The following is a 15,826-nucleotide window of genomic DNA, read 5'->3' as shown; positions in this document are numbered from 1 at the left end:
TTGTTCGCCACCGCGTTTTGCAGCGTGCTTGCGGCGGTGCTCAGCGCGCCCGGCAGCGGATTGTTGTTCGCCAGATTCGTCAGCGTGCCCACCGCGTTGCTCGCGACACCGGGCAGCGGGTTGTTCGCCACCGCGTTTTGCAGCGTGCTCGCGGCGTTGCTCAGCGCGCCCGGCAGCGGGTTGTTGTTCGCCAGATTCGTCAGCGTGCCCACCGCGTTGTTCGCGACGCTGGGCAGCGGGTTGTTCTCCACTGCGTTTTGCAGCGCGCTTGCGGCGTTGCTCAGTGCGCCCGGCAGCGGGTTGTTGTTCGCCAGATTCGTCAGCGTGCCGGCCGCGTTGCTCACGACGCCCTGAACGGGGTTGTGGCTCACCGCGTTCGCGAGCGCGCCCGCCAAGCTGTCGAGTGCGCCGCTGCTGATCGACGCGTCGGCCGAACCGAGCGCGCCGGCATGGATCGCCCCATGCTGCGCGTCGCCTGCGAGCGCCAATGTCGCGCCGCCGGAGCCGGCGCTGCCGAGATCGCCGGTCGATGCGGAGACCGGAAGAGTATTCAGCCCCCCTGCGACGGCCGGCGTCGCAGCCGCGACCCCAAACGCGACTGCTGCGGACAGTGCAATGCTCGTCAACTTGAAGTTTTGTTTCATATGTGACCTCGTGTGGATAGGTACCGCCGTCATTACGGCGCGGAGGTCATCGCACGGAGCATGCCAGCATGTGCGCCGAGTCGATCGCCCACTGTTTTCTTCAAAAATGCAAATCGTCGGCGAATTTAATTGCTCGATATGTCGAACGGGCAGCATAGTTAACGTGTCGCCATACAGTCGTTACGAACGCCGTAACGTAACAATGCATTGCATTCCGTTACATTCAATCTCAAGAAATGTCATTATTCAATGCATACATAAATTCCTTAAAAATCCAATGAAAATTCAATAAAAAATTGCATTGATATTTCATGAAAAATATGTCCTTCGCCACTCCCTCGAGACGACGACGTGCGATCATCGTCAGGATCGAGGATCGGCCTCTCATTACGCAGATCCGTTGGGGATGGCAGGGCACTCGGAGCGAAGCAAAACTCCTTCCCGCGCGGCCAGAAAGATCCGGAGACTCGAACATCCCTGCCTCTTCCTCACGGCTCCGTCGCCCAGACGATCTACGACATGGTCAGGCACGGCCGCACATGCGGCGACGTTTGCACGCCCACTCGCCCGCACACATTCAATCGGCGACCGCCAGCCATCATCTTTCATGTCGAAATGAAATATCGATTTCATTCGCTCGACATTCTTTCTTCTTCCACATGAAATGCACTTTGAATTGAATAAAAAATGTCGACTTGACTCCTCCCAAGGTTCGTGATTTAGCTCAAAAAAAATCGACCGAATTCGATGCCGTTCACGAAACGGACATCTTCATCAAGATCGCGCGCCGAACATCGCACCCGGCGATCCGACGACAGGGCTCGCGAGAAGCACGAAGGATCAGATCGACGTGGCGCGCACGATCGATGCGACCGGCATCAAGCCGGCGATCGATCGCACGTTCGCGCTCGACGACATCGCCGGCGCGTTTCGCCGCCAAGCGGCCGGCAGACACTTCGACAAGATCGGCCCGTCGATCTGAGCGCGAACCGCGTGGGCCGCCCGCGCGGCCGGCTCGGCACTCAGCGCATCGATCTGCGCTTCGTGTGAACGATCGGGTTGTACCGCGACGTGAAGCTCATCGTTGCGGACAACCGCGCAAGCGCAGCCGCGCCCGCACCGCCGACCTCGCTGTGCGCGGGCGAGGCGAGAAGCGCAGCGAGCCACGCGTTCAGCGCGTCGCCATGAAAGCGGCGAGCCATCGCAGTCACGATGTCGGGCGCCGCGATCATCACGCCCGCGAGCAGGTAGCACGCCCAGAAGCTGCCGGCGCCCGTCAGGCGATCGAGCCGGCAGACGGCGAGCGCGGCGAGCAGCCCCTCGGTCGAAGCGAGATCCTGTCGCTCGCCGCGAATCGCGGCCGCAACGCCATTGTGTTCGCCGCCGTACGCGGCGAGCGTGATGGGCACGTTCGCCGCGAGCGTTGCCGAAAACGCCGCGAGTGCAGCCATCGCGTCGATGCTCTTTTCGTCCGCGCCCCACATGCGTCCGATCGCACGGTCGATCACGCGGCCCGCCGCCCGTCCGTCGAAGCGCACCAGACCGCGCATCGCGTCTTCGGCGACTTCGCTGTCCGTGGCGAGCCCGCGCCCGACGCCGAACTCGATTGAGTCGAGCGCGGCCCAGCCGATTTCGGGACCGACGTAGCCGCACGCGTCGGCAACGCCATACGCGCCGTCGAACACGGCTTTCGAACCGGGCAGATGGCGATCCACGGCCGCAAGCAGCCGCTTCGTCGGCATGCGCTCGAATGTGCCGAAAGCCGTGGCGAGCGCCGTGTCCGCAGACACGCCGCCTTGCAGCGCCGCAAGCAGTTCGTTCAGAAGATCGGCGGCGGCCGCCGGGCCGTGTCGCGCGTTCGCGCCCGCCCGCGCGAGCGTGTCGCGCGCGGCGGTTGCGATGCGCGCCTCGCGGCTCGCCGCCGCCGAGGATGCGAAGCACTCCGCATGATCGAGGAGATGCCGAAGCCATGCTGCCGTGCGCAAGCTGCCGAGCGACAGGCCTTGGGCGTCGACGCGATGATTATGATTGTCAGGCATGGGTCATCCGAGAAATAGCGATGCGGATCGTGTCCGCACTCGGGCGACGGCAACTGTCGCTGCACGTCGCGCACGAGCCGCCTTCGCCCATGCGTCGAAGGCTCGACTCCGCGCGCCGCGTCGATGCGCGAACGCGTCGCCCCATTCTTTTCGACGACGGCCGCCCCGCTTTCGATCGGGCTCCGAAACGCCGGCGCGACGGCTGTTTCGCCTTCGCACCCGTTTCGCGCGCCTGCGCGCCACCCGCGCACGCATCGCGCGACGCGCATCGCGGCCCCACGCGCCTACCCCTTCAGCGCGATCGCGATGCTCGCCGGGCCGCGCATCCCGGCATAACGGCATGCGCGGCTGCCCTCGCGTCAGGCGGCCTTTCGGTCGCACTTCGTCTCGCGAACGCGGCGGCTCCTGGCGGCCGCGTTCGCGCAATGCACGCGCAGCGGCTCATGATCGACGAGCCGCCGCACGCAGGAACCCCGACGAACGCGAATTACTGCACGCGGAACTTCGGCGACGTCACGACCGTCCCCGTTACCTTGCAGTCCGGCGTCAGCACCGCATTGCTGAAGGTCAGCGACGAATTCGCATCGCTCCACGTCGTGACGATCTTGCTCGGGCCGCACTGGCCGAGCAGCGTCACGTTGACCTGCGCGTTGTTGATCGTCAGTTGCGTCGCGCTGTCGGCCTGGCCCGTCCACGGACTCGTGCCGCTCGCGCTGCCCTTGATGAGCCCGCACAGGCTGTTGCTGCCGGTAAACGTCGTCGACGTGATGTTGACGATGCCCGCGGGCGTGATCGTGCCGTTGAACGTCGCGACGCAGTTCGCGGAAATCGAGCCCTTGGTCAGCAGCGTTTCGTTGGGAGACGACGTCGCCGAGAACGGCTCGCCGTTCGGATTCATCGGCTGCCCGTCGACGCGAGATACGGTGACGGCGAGCGCTGGCGTAGCTGCGGCCGCTGCGAATGCCAACGCGACAACGAACGGAACAAATTTACGGTTACGCATGGGTCTGCCTCACTTGACGAATGGCGGCATGCCGCCAGTGACGTGACGTCGCAGCCGACGAATCGCGACCGCTCGGTCACAGGAAGCCCGGGCGCCGGCGCCGCGCGCCCATGGCTCAGAACTTGTAGGAAATCCCGACGAACGTGATGAGCGGATCGGCCTTCAGCCGCGTGCGCGTCGTCGCGAGCGTCGTGCCGTCGGCCGCCTTGATGACGAGCGACGAGTACGTCTTGAGCGGCATGTACGACAGCGTCGCCGTCAGCGCCCAGTTCTTCGCGAACGCATAGCTCGCGCCGAGGTTGTAGACCGGCGTGAACGACGACGAAGCCTTCCCCTCGACCGACGTCGGCCCCGGCTTGCCGGCGCCCGCCGCGAGCACGCTGCCGAGGTTGTCGTTGATGTCCTTCGCGAAATTGCCGTTGAGCTCGATGTTCGAGAACCAGCTGTACGCCAGGCCGATGCCGACGAACGGCCGGAACTTCGCGGTCGGCGAATTGAAGTAGTAGTTCAAGATGATCGTCGGGCTCCATTGCCGCGCATTTTTCACGGCGGGCTGATTCGCCGGATTGCCGAGATCGACGCTGCCGAGCGATCCGGACGGACCGGGCGGCCGGATGACGCCATGCCCCGTCAGTGCGAACTCCGGCGGAATCCCGAGCACGGACGTCACCGCGATATGGTCGGTGAAGAAGTACGTGAACGTGAGGCCTACCGTGTCCGCGTTGTTGACCGTGAGGCTCGTGCCCGGTGACGTGAACGATCCCGGCAGCCGCAGCGGCCCGTTGATCGGCGAATTGACGACGTTGGTGGTGAGGCCGTTGGTCGAATCCTGCGGCATCACGTGCAGCCAGCCGAGCGTCGCGACCAAATCGCCCGCCCCCTGCGCGAAAGCGCTCGTCGATGCACCGGCAACGACGCACGCGGCAATCAGCTTCTTCATGAAGTCTCCTGATACTCCGGTCGGTCGACGCGGGCTGCAAGCCGCGCGTCGCCGTGTGTCTCCTGTTGCGCGCGGCGTTCACTGCACGAACGCGCCCACCGTGAAATACGGGTTGTTGACGTCGCTCATGTCGAGAAAGCCGAACACGCCGCCCGTGAAGATGAACTTGCCGGTAGGCGGCCCCGACGCGGCATTCGTCTGGACCGTCGTGACGACGCCCGGCACGGCCTGCGTGTAATCGAGATCGAGCGAGCGCGTGAGCGCGACCTGCGACGCATGGAACGGATCGAGCAGCGTCGCCTGCGCGCCGACGAGCGCCGTCGCACGGTAGTCGAGCACGCTGTCGACCCCCGTGTACTCGCCGTTCTGCGAGCCCGACGCGATCGTCGCCTGCGGGCTGAGGATCGAGATCCCTGATTCGTCGTCCGCGACGGGCGAGCCTTGCGTCAGGTCGGCATTCGCCGCGCCGGTGCGGATGAAGATCGGCACCAGCTGATTGCGCAGCTTGCCAACGATCAGGATGCCCTTGCCCGCCTTCGTCGGATCGAGCGACGGCAGCGTCGCCGCAATCTGCGGCTGATAGTTGAGCGACTGGAACGCCGGCGCGTCCGCGCGCAGCGTCAGTTTCTGATTGACGGTCGCGCTCGATGCGAGCGGCTGGCCGCCGTTCTTCTTGCCGAAGTTGTCAGTCTCGACGTACGTGCCGTCCGCGTTGATCGTGACCTTCGCGTCGACCGCCGCCGGCGCGAAGTTTTGCGACGGCACCTGGTGATAGCCGAGCTGGTTGTAGTTGCCCGCGATCTTCGAAAGATCGGTTTCCTGATCGGAGAAGCTGATGAACGGGTAGTAAGGGAACGTCGTCTTCGGAATCTGGCCGACGCCGATCACGCCGCCGAACTGGATCGTCGCGCCGGGTATCGCGCCGCCCAGCACGCCTTCGCCGAGAAACACCCGCGCCGGACGGTTCGGATCGAGGCTCGCGTTGTTCAGCCGGAACGTGCACTGATTCAGCTTTTCGGTCGGCAGCCCCGTTTCGTCCGTCAGCGTGCCCGTCACGACGTTGTTCGGCGGCGTATCGCGCGTCGGCTGCACGGTGCCCGTCGCCGCCGGCACCGGCGACGCCAGATACGTGATCTGAAACGTCATCTTCGTCGTGTCGAGCTGCACGCGGACCAGTTCGCCCGAACCCGAGCCGCCCGTGAACACGGTGTTGTAATCGATCGTCTTCGGGCACAGACGGACGACGGGCGCGGGCGGCGGATCGTCCCCGCCGCCGCAGGCGGTCAGGACGGGAGCCAGTACGGCGGCGGCCAGCGATTTTCTCCAATACATAGGAATCCTCGATATCGTGAAGTCCGCGGCGGCGCCCGGCGCCGCCGCCATGTCATGCGTTACTGAACGAATGCGCCGACCGTGAAGAACGGGTTGTACTGGCTGTTGTTGACGACCATTCCGTACACGTCGCCGACCTTGATGAGCCAGCCGTAGTCGCCTTTCTTGAAGATCGCGACCGCGCCCGTGCTGCCTTGCGCATTGAAGTCGCGCGTCGCCGTCACCTTGATCTTGCCGGGCGTCGTCTGCGTGTAATCGAGCGAGAACTGCGAGCTCACGGACGACGTCATCGGATCGAGAAATGCCGCAGTCGCGCCCTGGAACAACGTCGACGTATAGTTCGCCGCGAGCGTCGACACGGCCGAGCCGTCCGTGCAGTTTCCGGCGGACGGATAGAAGAAGCCGTCGTGATACGTGCCGGGCAATTCGGGATGAGGCGTCGTGTTGTCGAACGCGGAGCCGCTGTTGGCGGGCGCGTTCGAAGTGCCGCCGAAGCTCACGACGCCGCACGCAACCGCGCTCGTCGCGCCGATGAAGCCGCCTTGCAGCGAATTCGCCGCGAGCGGCGTGACGGGCGCGAGCACCGAGATGCCGATCTCCGCATCGGCGACCGACGCGAGCGGATTGCCCGCGTTGACGTTCGCGTAGCCGACGCGAATGACGACTGGCACGAGCCGGCCGTTGAGCTTGCCGACGATCATCACGCCCTGCGCCTGGCTCGGCGTGATGATCACGAGCGGCTGCCCCTGCCCCGCGGACGGATACGGCTGGTTCGGTTGCGGATGGCTCACGAACACGTTGTCGGGCGAGCCGTCCGCGTTCGTGCGCAGCGTCCAGGGCGTGCCGGTCGTGCGGCACGAGTAGTCGCTGCCCGGCGTGATCGTGCACGAGCCGTCCGCATTGAGCGTCTGAGTCCAGTTCACGACATCGGGCTGCCAGCCTTGCGGCGCGGCCGTCTGGAACGACGTGCCCGTCGGCAGCAGGTGCACGCCGACTTCGTTGTAGGCGCCCGCTACTTTCGTGAAATCCGTTTCGGTGTCCGTAAAACCGATGAACGGATAGAAATCGAACGTGCGCGACGGCACCGTGCCTATCGTGAAGCCGGGAAACAGCTGAAGGCCCGAGAACGCGACCGTCGCGCCCGGAATGCCGCCGCCCACGACGCCCATGCCGACGAACAGCATCGGCGGATCGGCTCGGTTGATCGTCACCGAATAGGCGCCGTCGCTCGTCGCGCCGTTGTCGAGCACGAACGCACAACGGTTCTGCTCGGCGGTCGGCAGGCCCGTTGCGTTGTGGAACGTGCCGTTGATCGTGAGACCGGCGCGCGTGTTGTTGATCTGCCCCGCCGACGTCGGCACCGACGACGCGACGAACTGCATCTGATACGTCTTCTTCGCGGTATCGAACTTGACCTTCACGTATTCGCCGCTGCCCGACCCGCCCGTGTACGTCGTCGAGTAATCGAGTGCGTCGGGGCAGAGCTTCGTCACCGTGGGCGGCGTCGTGCTCGGGCCGCTCGGCGGGCACGAGCCGCCCGAACATTGCCCGACCTGTATCGGGCTGGGATCGTCGCCGCCGCCGCAGCCGGCGACGAACGGCATCGCGGCGACCACACAGGACAACACGGCAGCGCGAAGATTAGGAATGCAAAACATCACCCCTCCTTTTTGATCGAATCCGGTCTCGTCCGGCGTGACCTTACCGCCCGCCGGATGGTTGGTATCTCGGTGTCGCCGACTGGCGACGCGGCGATTCGCGACGCTTGGCCGCGAACGCGCGGTCAGTGCGGAATCGACCCGCGGAATTCAATGCGCGCGCCGATTCGCGGCGCGGCATGGCGATGCGGCGCCCTCAAGCGGAAATTGAATGAATATCGACGGCTAATTAGCGATGCGATTGCGCGGGAAAGCAATGCACGCGACGACTGCCCGAATGGGAATTTGAAAAGACAACTGCTCCGCCGACCCCTCGTATGTGCGTATCATCCTCAGTCTCCGTAAGTACGCTCGTAGTTATCGTGCTGCTTTATTTGCCATGACTATGATCCGATGAATGGGCCGTGTAAACCGACACATGGTTCCAAACATCCGAGCCACGACAAACCTCGACCACTCAATGTTCTCAACGTTTTTTCAAACGTCGTACTTGGCGATGTCAAATTCCGATCGAACAGCTTTCGCGTTGCTTTCTCGCAAGCATGATGAATGACGCGGCGCATCAAAGCAACCCTTTCCGCATTTTTCGCTCGTTTCGTACGATGCAGGAAACAATGGCGTTGTTTCGATTCGCCAGAAAAAACATCAGTCGGGAATAAAAATCACATTGCGCCGGCATTTATTTTTCTCGATATTTCGCGGCGCCGATTACGAACCGGCCGAACGCTTGCGATCGCTCAGTCGGTCGCGCCGCTTTTCTGGGCGTCATAGGCCGTGCGCGCGTCGAGCACGGCGTCAATGTGCGTCTCCGCCCACACGATGATCGGCGAGATCGAATGCGCGAGCGTGTGGCCGAGCGGCGTCAGCGCATATTCGACCGATACCGGCACCGTCGCGTAAACGGTGCGGGCGACGAGACCGTCCCGCTCCAGCCGCTTGAGCGTTTGCGACAGCACCTTCTGCGACAAGCCTTCGATGTGCCGCAACAGCGTGTTGAAGCGCAGCGGCTGATGCGACAGCAGCGCGAGGATCAGCACGGTCCATTTGTCCGCGATGCGATCGAGCACGAGCCGCGTCGGGCATTCCGACGCGTACACGTTACCCTTGCGCAGCGCGTCGAGAAGCGAAGGTTTCCTCTCGGTAATCTGCTCACCTTTCGGTGCGTTCTTCCCCATCGTTGCCATCCAGTCTATAGTTTCCACCGGTAACTACCTATTCCACAGATACTAGCACCAATTGCACGACGGTTCGCTTCCGTCGCGCAACGCGCGCGGCGCAAGGCTTCCCGGCTTTCGGAGCGACCGGCAACGCAGCCGGTGCCGTGTCGATTCATCGATTCGTTTTGCTAACTTTTCAGCGAGGTGACGCGCCCAGATTCCGATTCGATGATACCGTCCTGCTTCGACGACGCCGCATCGCTTGCCCGCGCGTCGCCTTCACAAAACCAATACTCTCAGGGAATCCTTCATGTTCATGCGCTCCCTCGTGGCGCTCGCCGCCGCAGCCGCCTCCTTGTTCGGCGCAAGCCCCGCTCATGCGGCGGACGCCGCCGCGCCGCTTCAGATCGACGTCTACAACCCCGGCGAGAAAAGCCTCTTTCCCGTGTCGTCGGAGATCGTCACCGGCAAGACCGGCACGATCCTCATCGACGCGCAGTTCCAGCGCAACGACGCAGAAGCCCTCGTCAACAAGATCAAGGCGACCGGCAAGCCGCTCAAGCTCGTCTACGTGAGCCACAGCGATCCGGACTACTACTTCGGCCTCGATACGATCAAGGCCGCGTTCCCGGACGCGAAGATCGTCGCGACGCCGCAGACGGTCGCCGCAATCCGGGCGAACAAGGACGACAAGCTCGCGTACTGGGGGCCGATCCTGAAGGACAACGCGCCGCGCTCGCTCGTCGTGCCGCAGCCGCTCAAGGGCGACAAGCTGACGCTCGACGGTCACGAGCTGCGCATCGTCGGGCTCGACGGCGCGTCGCCCGACCGCACGTTCGTGTCGATCCCGTCCGCGCGCGCGGTCATCGGCGGCATTCCGGTCGCGGCGAACATCCACGTGTGGATCGCCGATACGCAGACGCCGGAATCGCGCCGCAACTGGATCAAGACGCTCGACAGGATCGCGGCGCTGCATCCGAAACTCGTCGTGCCCGGCCACTACCTCGCGAATTCGGACGGCAGCGAACCGTACACGCTCGCGTCCGTGAAGTTCACGCGCGATTATCTGGTCGCGTTCGACGCGGAAGCCCCGAAAGCGAAAAACTCCGCGGAGCTGATCGCCGCGATGAAGGCGCGCTATCCGAACCTCGCCGACGTGTCGTCGCTCGAAATGAGCGCGAAGGTCATCAAGGGCGAGATGCAATGGCCCGTCGCCGGCGCGGCGTCCGCCTTCCCGGCCGCGGGGAGGAAGGCGCTCGTGCAGTTCGGCGACATCGGCTTTCGCCTCGACTTCAAGGACGACCACACGATGACGTTCGTCGGCACGTCCGGCCAGTACCAAGGCGCGACCGACACCGTCGAATACAAGGCGACGCAGATCCGGCCGCAAGTATTCATGGTCTATTGGCACGAGCCGAAGAGCGGTGACAACGTCGTGCACGTCGAAGACTTCGAGAACGGCGTCGTCTACACGAACATCGCGCATCGCAACGGCGAGTCCCTGCATCTGAAGGGGACGATCCGCCTCGAGGACGCGAAGTAAAGCCGAGCGTCGCACCTCCGGCCGCCTGAGCCGGGGGCGGCGGTGCAGCGGTGCGGCCGTACGACGGTGCGAGCGGCGCGGCGCTTCGCCAACGCGGCGCGCCGCGCCGCGCCGCGCGAGCGATCCGCTCGATCCGGCCGCCGAACGCGCCTTCGATGCGCACGTGATCGCATCGCCCGACACGTCATCTAGTATTCTGGATTTTTATCCAATATACTGGATTGCATGGACGTCAACCAACTGATCGCGCGCCGCGTGCGCGCCCTCCGCGACCTTCGCGGCTACTCGCTCGACGCGCTCGCGGAACGCAGCAAGGTGAGCCGCTCGAACATCTCGCTCATCGAACGCGCGCAAAGCAGCCCGACGGCCGTCGTGCTCGAACGGCTCGCGAATGCGCTCGGCGTGTCGCTCGCGTCGCTGTTCGAGGACGATCGCGACGCGCACGCCGCGTCGCCGCTCGCTCGCGCCGCCGAGCAGCCGGTCTGGAAAGATCCGGCGTCGGGCTACGTGCGCCGCAGCCTGTCGCCCGCGGTGGCGTCGCCGCTGCAGCTCGTCGAGGTGAGGTTCCCGCCCGGCGAGCGCGTCGCGTACGACACCGGCGAGCGAGACGCGGATTGGCATCAGCAGATCTGGATGCTCGAAGGCGAAATGGACATCACGAGCGGCGACGACACGTGGCGCGTCGCCGCCGGCGACTGTCTCGCGATGCGTGTCGATCGCCCGACCCTCTTCTTCAATCCGGGCCGCAAGGCCGCGCGCTACGTCGTCGCGCTCGCCGCTGCGAACGCGATCCGTGCCGGGAGAATCGAATGAGCGACTCGATCGACGTGCGCTGCGTCGAGCCGAACGAAGCGGCCGCGTGCATCGACGCGCTGTCCGACGTGCTGATCGATTGCGTCGAAGGCGGCGCGTCGGTGAGCTTCATGGCGCCGCTCGCGCGAGACAAGGCGCGCGCGTTCTGGCGCGACGTGGCCGATGGCGTCGCGCGTGGCGATCGCACGCTCTTCGTCGCGCAACATGCTGACGGCCGCATCGTCGGCACGGTCCAGATGATCACGCGCTTGCCGGAAAACCAGCCGCATCGCGCGGACGTCGCCAAGATGCTCGTGCATCGCGACGCGCGGCGCCGCGGCGTCGCGCAGCGGCTGCTCGACGCGCTCGACGGTGCCGCGCGCGCGGCTGGCAAGACCGTCCTAGTGCTCGACACGGTGACGGGCGGCGACGCCGAGCGGCTCTACCGGCGCGCGGGATGGCAGCGCGTCGGCGTCGTGCCCGATTACGCGCTGATGCCCGACGGCGCGCCGTGCGCGACGACGTTCTTCTACAAGCGGGTCTGAGCCGCGGCGCCGGGATCGCGCGCCGCGCCAGCCGCACGTGCGACGCCTGCGCCAGCCGTCCCGTGCCCGCCGCCATCTTTCGATTGCCCGGCAACGCCGCCGTGCCTTAAGCTCGCCTGATCGGCCGTTTCGTCTGCAGATTGCACCACGTGCCACGCATGCCGCAGGCGCGCTTGCATGCGGCATCGGCGCGCCGCGGTCGGTCGATACGCGCCGTGGCCGATTCGAGCCGCAGAGCATCGCCGCCCGGCCGGTCCCGCGTTTCCTCGACGAGCGATTCCCCATGACGGTCAACCCGACTTTCGCCTTCATTGTCACCTGTCTCGGCTTCGGCTTCATCCCGGGCCCGGCGCTGCTGCAAACGGTCTCGCTGACGCTGCAGCACGGCCGACGCGCGGGCGTGCTGTCGGCGCTCGGCATCCATCTCGGCGCATTCGTCCAGATCTGCGCGGTCGCGGTGGGCGCGGTCGTCGTCTTCGACACGTCGCCGTGGCTCTATCACGCGCTGCGCGTCGCCGGCGGCGCGTATCTGGTCTGGCTCGGCGTCGAGCGCATCCGCTCGCGCGCGGGCGACGACGGCGCGCCGTCCGCCGTGCCGAGGAACGTGATCTCGTCGAGCGCGCTCATCGAGGCGTCGAATCCGAAATCGGCGCTGTTCTATCTGTCGTTCCTGCTGCAATTCGTCGATCCGGCCGCGCCGCTCGGCGTCGGCTGGCAGCTCTTCCTGCTCGGCGCGAGCGCGAACCTGCTGTTCTCGCTCGCCGACCTGACCTGCATCGCGCTCGCGCATCCGCTGCGCACACGCGCGACGCCGGGCGGCGCGGCGATGATCGCCGGGCGCTATCTCGCGGGCGCGCTCTTCATCGCGCTCGGCGTCGCCGCGATCGTCGAGCGCTGACGCGGCATTGCACGGGCAGCCGGACGGGATCGCGCGCGTTCCCTCGCATGGAGCGCGACGCCGCGGCTTCGATCGGCGGCCCATCGCGCGTTCGCGCGCGCCGACGACGTGCTCGCATCCGCATCGCCGCGCCTTCGTCGCCGGTTCCGACGCGCGCGGCACCCGGCTTTGCGCCATCAGCCCGGCGCACGAAAATAGACAGCAATACGTAATACATATGTAATCATTCGCTGCGACGATCGCATCCCGGCCGGCCCAGGCCGCGCGGAATGCGCCGCGCTCGCACGCGGCGCGCGGGCGCAAACGCCCGCCGCCGACGCCACCCTTTTTCGAAGCCCGTTTTCGTTTCACAGGATCGACGACATGTTCTTCAAGCGCTTGTTCGCTTTCTCCCCCGTCGCGCTCGCGTGCGCGGCGACGCTCGCGCTCGCCGCCTGCGGCGGCGACGACCCCGCCCCCACGCAGCCGATCTCGGCGAAGGTGCAGGTGGTCGGCCATCGCGGCGCGAGCGCGCTGCGCCCCGAGCACACGCTCGCGTCGTACCGCAAGGCGATCGAGGACGGCGCGGACGTGATCGAGCCGGACCTCGTCGCGACGCGCGACGGCGTGCTCGTCGCGCGCCACGAGAACGAGATCTCGGGCACGACGAACGTGTCGGCGCTGCCGCAGTTCGCGAGCCGCAAGGCGACGAAGACGATCGACGGCGTGCCGCTCACCGGCTGGTTCACCGAGGATTTCACGCTCGCCGAGCTGAAGACGCTGCGCGCGCGCGAGCGCATCCCGCAGTACCGTCCGGCGAACACCGCGTACGACGATCAGTTCGAGATCCCGACGTTCGACGAGATCGTCGCGCTCGCGAAGCAAATGTCCGCGCAGGTCGGCCGCACGATCCATCTCTATCCGGAGACGAAGCACCCGACCTACTTCCAGTCGATCGGCCTGCCGCTCGAGGACCGCCTCGTCGACGCGCTGCGCCAGGACCCGTACACCGCGCGCGACGCGACCGTCTACATCCAGTCGTTCGAAGTCGCGAACCTGAAGGCGATCCGCAACCGCATCGGCGCGAGCCAGCCGAACTGGAAGCTCGTGCAGCTGATGGACGAGCCGAAGCAACGGCCGTACGACTTCGTGAAGGCGGGCGATGCGCGCACCTACGGCGATCTGTCGACGCAAAGCGGGATGCGCGAGATCGCGACGTATGCGAACGCGCTCGGGCCGTACAAGACCTCGATCATTCCGGTGGGCGCCGACGGCGCGCTGCAGCAGCCGACGAACTATGTGCGCGACGCGCACGAGGCGGGGTTGCTCGTGCATCCGTACACGTTCCGGCCGGAAAACAACTTCCTGCCGGGCTCGCTGAAGGACGGCGGCGCGCCGAGCGCACGCAACACGGCGGGCTCGGTGCGCGAGATCCAGGCGTATCTGCGCGCGGGCATCGACGGCTTCTTCACCGACGATCCCGCGGTCGGCCGCGCCGCCGTCGACACGTTCCGCCGGTGAGCCTGCGCGCGCGGGCCGCGCGTCGCCGCGGCCCGCGCGCGAACGACGCGTCGCCTGTCAGCAACCGGCAGCAAGACGCCTCACAGCGAGCTTACAATGCAGCCTCCCTTCCTTCGGAGGCCTCCCCATGACACACGGCCTGCACGGCCCGAAGCGCTGGTACGCGCTCGTCGTTCTCTGTCTGGGCGTGCTGATGATCGTGCTCGACTCGACGATCGTCAACGTCGCGCTGCCGTCGATCGGCGCGGACCTGCGCTTCGCCGAAACCGCACTCGTCTGGATCGTGAACGCCTATATGCTGACGTTCGGCGGCTGCCTGCTGCTGGGCGGCCGCCTCGGCGACCTGTACGGCCACCGCCGGATGTTCCTCGCGGGCCTCACGCTCTTCACGCTCGCATCGCTCGCGTGCGGGCTCGCGCAGACGCAGGCCGTGCTGATCGCCGCGCGCGCGGTGCAGGGGCTCGGCGGCGCGGTCGTGTCGGCCGTCGCGCTGTCGCTCATCATGAATCTGTTCATCGAGCCGGGCGAGCGCGCGAGGGCGATGGGCGTCTACGGCTTCGTCTGCGCGGGCGGCGGCAGCCTCGGCGTGCTGCTCGGCGGCTTCCTCACGAGCGTGCTCAGCTGGCACTGGATCTTCCTCGTGAACCTGCCGATCGGCGTCGTGGTCTACGCGCTGTCCGCCGCGCTGCTGCCGAAGGCGCGCGCGCAGGCGGCCGACGCGCGGCTCGACGTCGCGGGCGCCGTCGCGGTGACGGCTTCGCTGATGCTCGCGGTCTACGGCGTCGTGAACGGCAACGAGGCCGGCTGGCTGTCGACGCAAACGGTCTCGCTCCTCGCCGGCGCCGCCGCGCTCTTTGCGGCGTTCGTCGCGATCGAGGCGCGCGTCGCGCATCCGCTGATGCCGCTCGTGCTCGTCGCGAAGCGCAACGTCGCGGCCGCGAACGCGATCGGCGTGCTGTGGGCGGCCGCGATGTTCGCGTGGTTCTTCCTGTCCGCGCTCTACATGCAGCGCGTGCTCGGCTACGGGCCGCTCGAGGTGGGCCTCGCATTCCTGCCCGCGAACCTCATCATGGCCGCGTTCTCGCTCGGCTTGTCCGCGAAGATCGTGATGCGCTTCGGCATCCGCGGCCCGATCGCGGCGGGGCTCGTGGCCGCCGCGATCGGCCTCGCGCTCTTCGCGCGCGCGCCCGCCGACGGCGGCTTCGTCGCGCACGTGCTGCCGGGCATGGCGCTCCTCGGCATCGGCGCGGGCGTCGCGTTCAATCCGGTGCTGCTCGCCGCGATGAGCGACGTCGCGCCGAGCGATTCGGGGCTCGCGTCGGGCATCGTCAACACCTCGTTCATGATGGGCGGCGCGCTCGGCCTCGCGGTGCTCGCGAGCGTCGCGTCCGCGCGCACCGATTCGCTCGTCGCCGCGCACGCGGCGCTGCCCGTCGCGCTCAACGGCGGCTATCGCGTCGCGTTCGCGTGCGGCGCCGTGTTCGCCGCCGCCGCCGCGTGCCTCGCGTTCGCGCTGCGCATCCGCGCGCAGTCGAACGCCGCGGCCGAGCTGCGCGGCGCAGCGCATTGAGTGGCGCGAAACACGCGGGCTGCGCCGGCGGCGCGCATCGCTCGCGGCGGGGTGCGGCTCGCCTGTTGCCGATTGTCGGTTGCGGGTTGCGGGTTGCGGGTTGCCTGTGGCCTGTGGTCTGTTGCCGATTGCCGGTCGCCGGTTAAGCGTTGCGCCGTGCGTGCTCGCCTTCGAGCGCACCGCCGCGCGACACCTTCCAAGCGCA

The 15,826-nt window shown here is 66.5% G+C and carries 12 protein-coding genes and 2 pseudogenes; 7 read left to right on the top strand and 7 right to left on the bottom strand.

Annotation, left to right across the window (positions count from 1 at the left end; genetic code table 11):
* Positions 1-644, bottom strand: a pseudogene (locus X946_RS21800) (beta strand repeat-containing protein); the annotation flags it as partial.
* A gap of 829 nt (positions 645-1,473) precedes the next feature.
* Between X946_RS21800 and X946_RS36375 the strand changes: the two are divergent.
* Positions 1,474-1,626, top strand: a pseudogene (locus X946_RS36375) (NAD(P)-dependent alcohol dehydrogenase); the annotation flags it as partial.
* Between the two features lie 40 nt (positions 1,627-1,666).
* Here the strand turns inward: X946_RS36375 and X946_RS21795 are convergent.
* The 6 genes from X946_RS21795 to X946_RS21765 form a co-directional block, all read right to left on the bottom strand.
* Positions 1,667-2,683, bottom strand: coding sequence for a hypothetical protein (locus X946_RS21795; RefSeq protein ID WP_038751883.1), 1,017 nt, complete (start codon positions 2,681-2,683; stop codon positions 1,667-1,669).
* Positions 2,684-3,170: 487 nt separating this feature from the next.
* A complete protein-coding gene (locus X946_RS21785; RefSeq protein ID WP_038751877.1) occupies positions 3,171-3,686 on the bottom strand; it encodes a hypothetical protein in 516 nt (171 codons plus the stop codon).
* Positions 3,687-3,801: 115 nt separating this feature from the next.
* On the bottom strand, positions 3,802-4,626 hold the full coding sequence (locus X946_RS21780; RefSeq protein WP_038751874.1) for an OmpW/AlkL family protein: 825 nt from the start codon (positions 4,624-4,626) through the stop codon (positions 3,802-3,804).
* Positions 4,627-4,704: 78 nt separating this feature from the next.
* Positions 4,705-5,958, bottom strand: a complete 1,254-nt coding sequence (locus tag X946_RS21775) for a DUF2957 domain-containing protein (protein WP_038751897.1) — start codon at positions 5,956-5,958, stop codon at positions 4,705-4,707.
* Between the two features lie 59 nt (positions 5,959-6,017).
* Positions 6,018-7,616, bottom strand: a complete 1,599-nt coding sequence (locus X946_RS21770; RefSeq protein ID WP_038751871.1) for a DUF2957 domain-containing protein — start codon at positions 7,614-7,616, stop codon at positions 6,018-6,020.
* 737 nt (positions 7,617-8,353) lie between these two features.
* Positions 8,354-8,800 carry a winged helix-turn-helix transcriptional regulator gene (locus X946_RS21765; RefSeq protein ID WP_038751869.1) on the bottom strand — a complete coding sequence of 149 codons (447 nt, stop codon included), beginning with the start codon at positions 8,798-8,800 and terminating at the stop codon, positions 8,354-8,356.
* A 283-nt stretch (positions 8,801-9,083) separates the two neighbouring features.
* On the opposite strand from X946_RS21765, the gene X946_RS21760 reads away from it, so the two are divergent.
* The 6 genes from X946_RS21760 to X946_RS21735 all read left to right on the top strand — a co-directional run bounded on the left by X946_RS21760 (position 9,084) and on the right by X946_RS21735 (position 15,621).
* Positions 9,084-10,316: an MBL fold metallo-hydrolase gene (locus X946_RS21760; RefSeq protein WP_081989931.1), complete on the top strand. Its 1,233-nt coding sequence runs from the start codon at positions 9,084-9,086 to the stop codon at positions 10,314-10,316.
* A 225-nt stretch (positions 10,317-10,541) separates the two neighbouring features.
* Positions 10,542-11,129, top strand: coding sequence for a helix-turn-helix domain-containing protein (locus X946_RS21755; RefSeq protein ID WP_038751867.1), 588 nt, complete (start codon positions 10,542-10,544; stop codon positions 11,127-11,129).
* A complete protein-coding gene (locus X946_RS21750) occupies positions 11,126-11,653 on the top strand; it encodes a GNAT family N-acetyltransferase (RefSeq protein ID WP_038751864.1) in 528 nt (175 codons plus the stop codon). The genes X946_RS21755 and X946_RS21750 overlap by 4 nt, the downstream gene beginning before the upstream one ends.
* 283 nt (positions 11,654-11,936) lie before the next feature.
* Complete coding sequence (locus X946_RS21745; RefSeq protein WP_038751861.1) at positions 11,937-12,551, top strand: LysE family translocator; 615 nt, start codon at positions 11,937-11,939, stop codon at positions 12,549-12,551.
* A gap of 363 nt (positions 12,552-12,914) precedes the next feature.
* Positions 12,915-14,051: a glycerophosphodiester phosphodiesterase gene (locus X946_RS21740; protein WP_038751860.1), complete on the top strand. Its 1,137-nt coding sequence runs from the start codon at positions 12,915-12,917 to the stop codon at positions 14,049-14,051.
* Between the two features lie 127 nt (positions 14,052-14,178).
* The gene (locus X946_RS21735) at positions 14,179-15,621 is read left to right on the top strand and encodes a DHA2 family efflux MFS transporter permease subunit (RefSeq protein WP_038751857.1); all 1,443 of its coding nucleotides are present in this window, start codon (positions 14,179-14,181) and stop codon (positions 15,619-15,621) included.
* The last annotated feature ends 205 nt before the right edge of the window (positions 15,622-15,826 follow it).

Origin of the sequence: Burkholderia sp. ABCPW 111, assembly GCF_000773065.1 — a bacterium.
GTDB lineage: Bacteria > Pseudomonadota > Gammaproteobacteria > Burkholderiales > Burkholderiaceae > Burkholderia > Burkholderia savannae.
The sequence above is the reverse complement of the archived record's forward strand: the minus strand, read 5'-3'. Positions and strand labels throughout refer to the sequence as shown.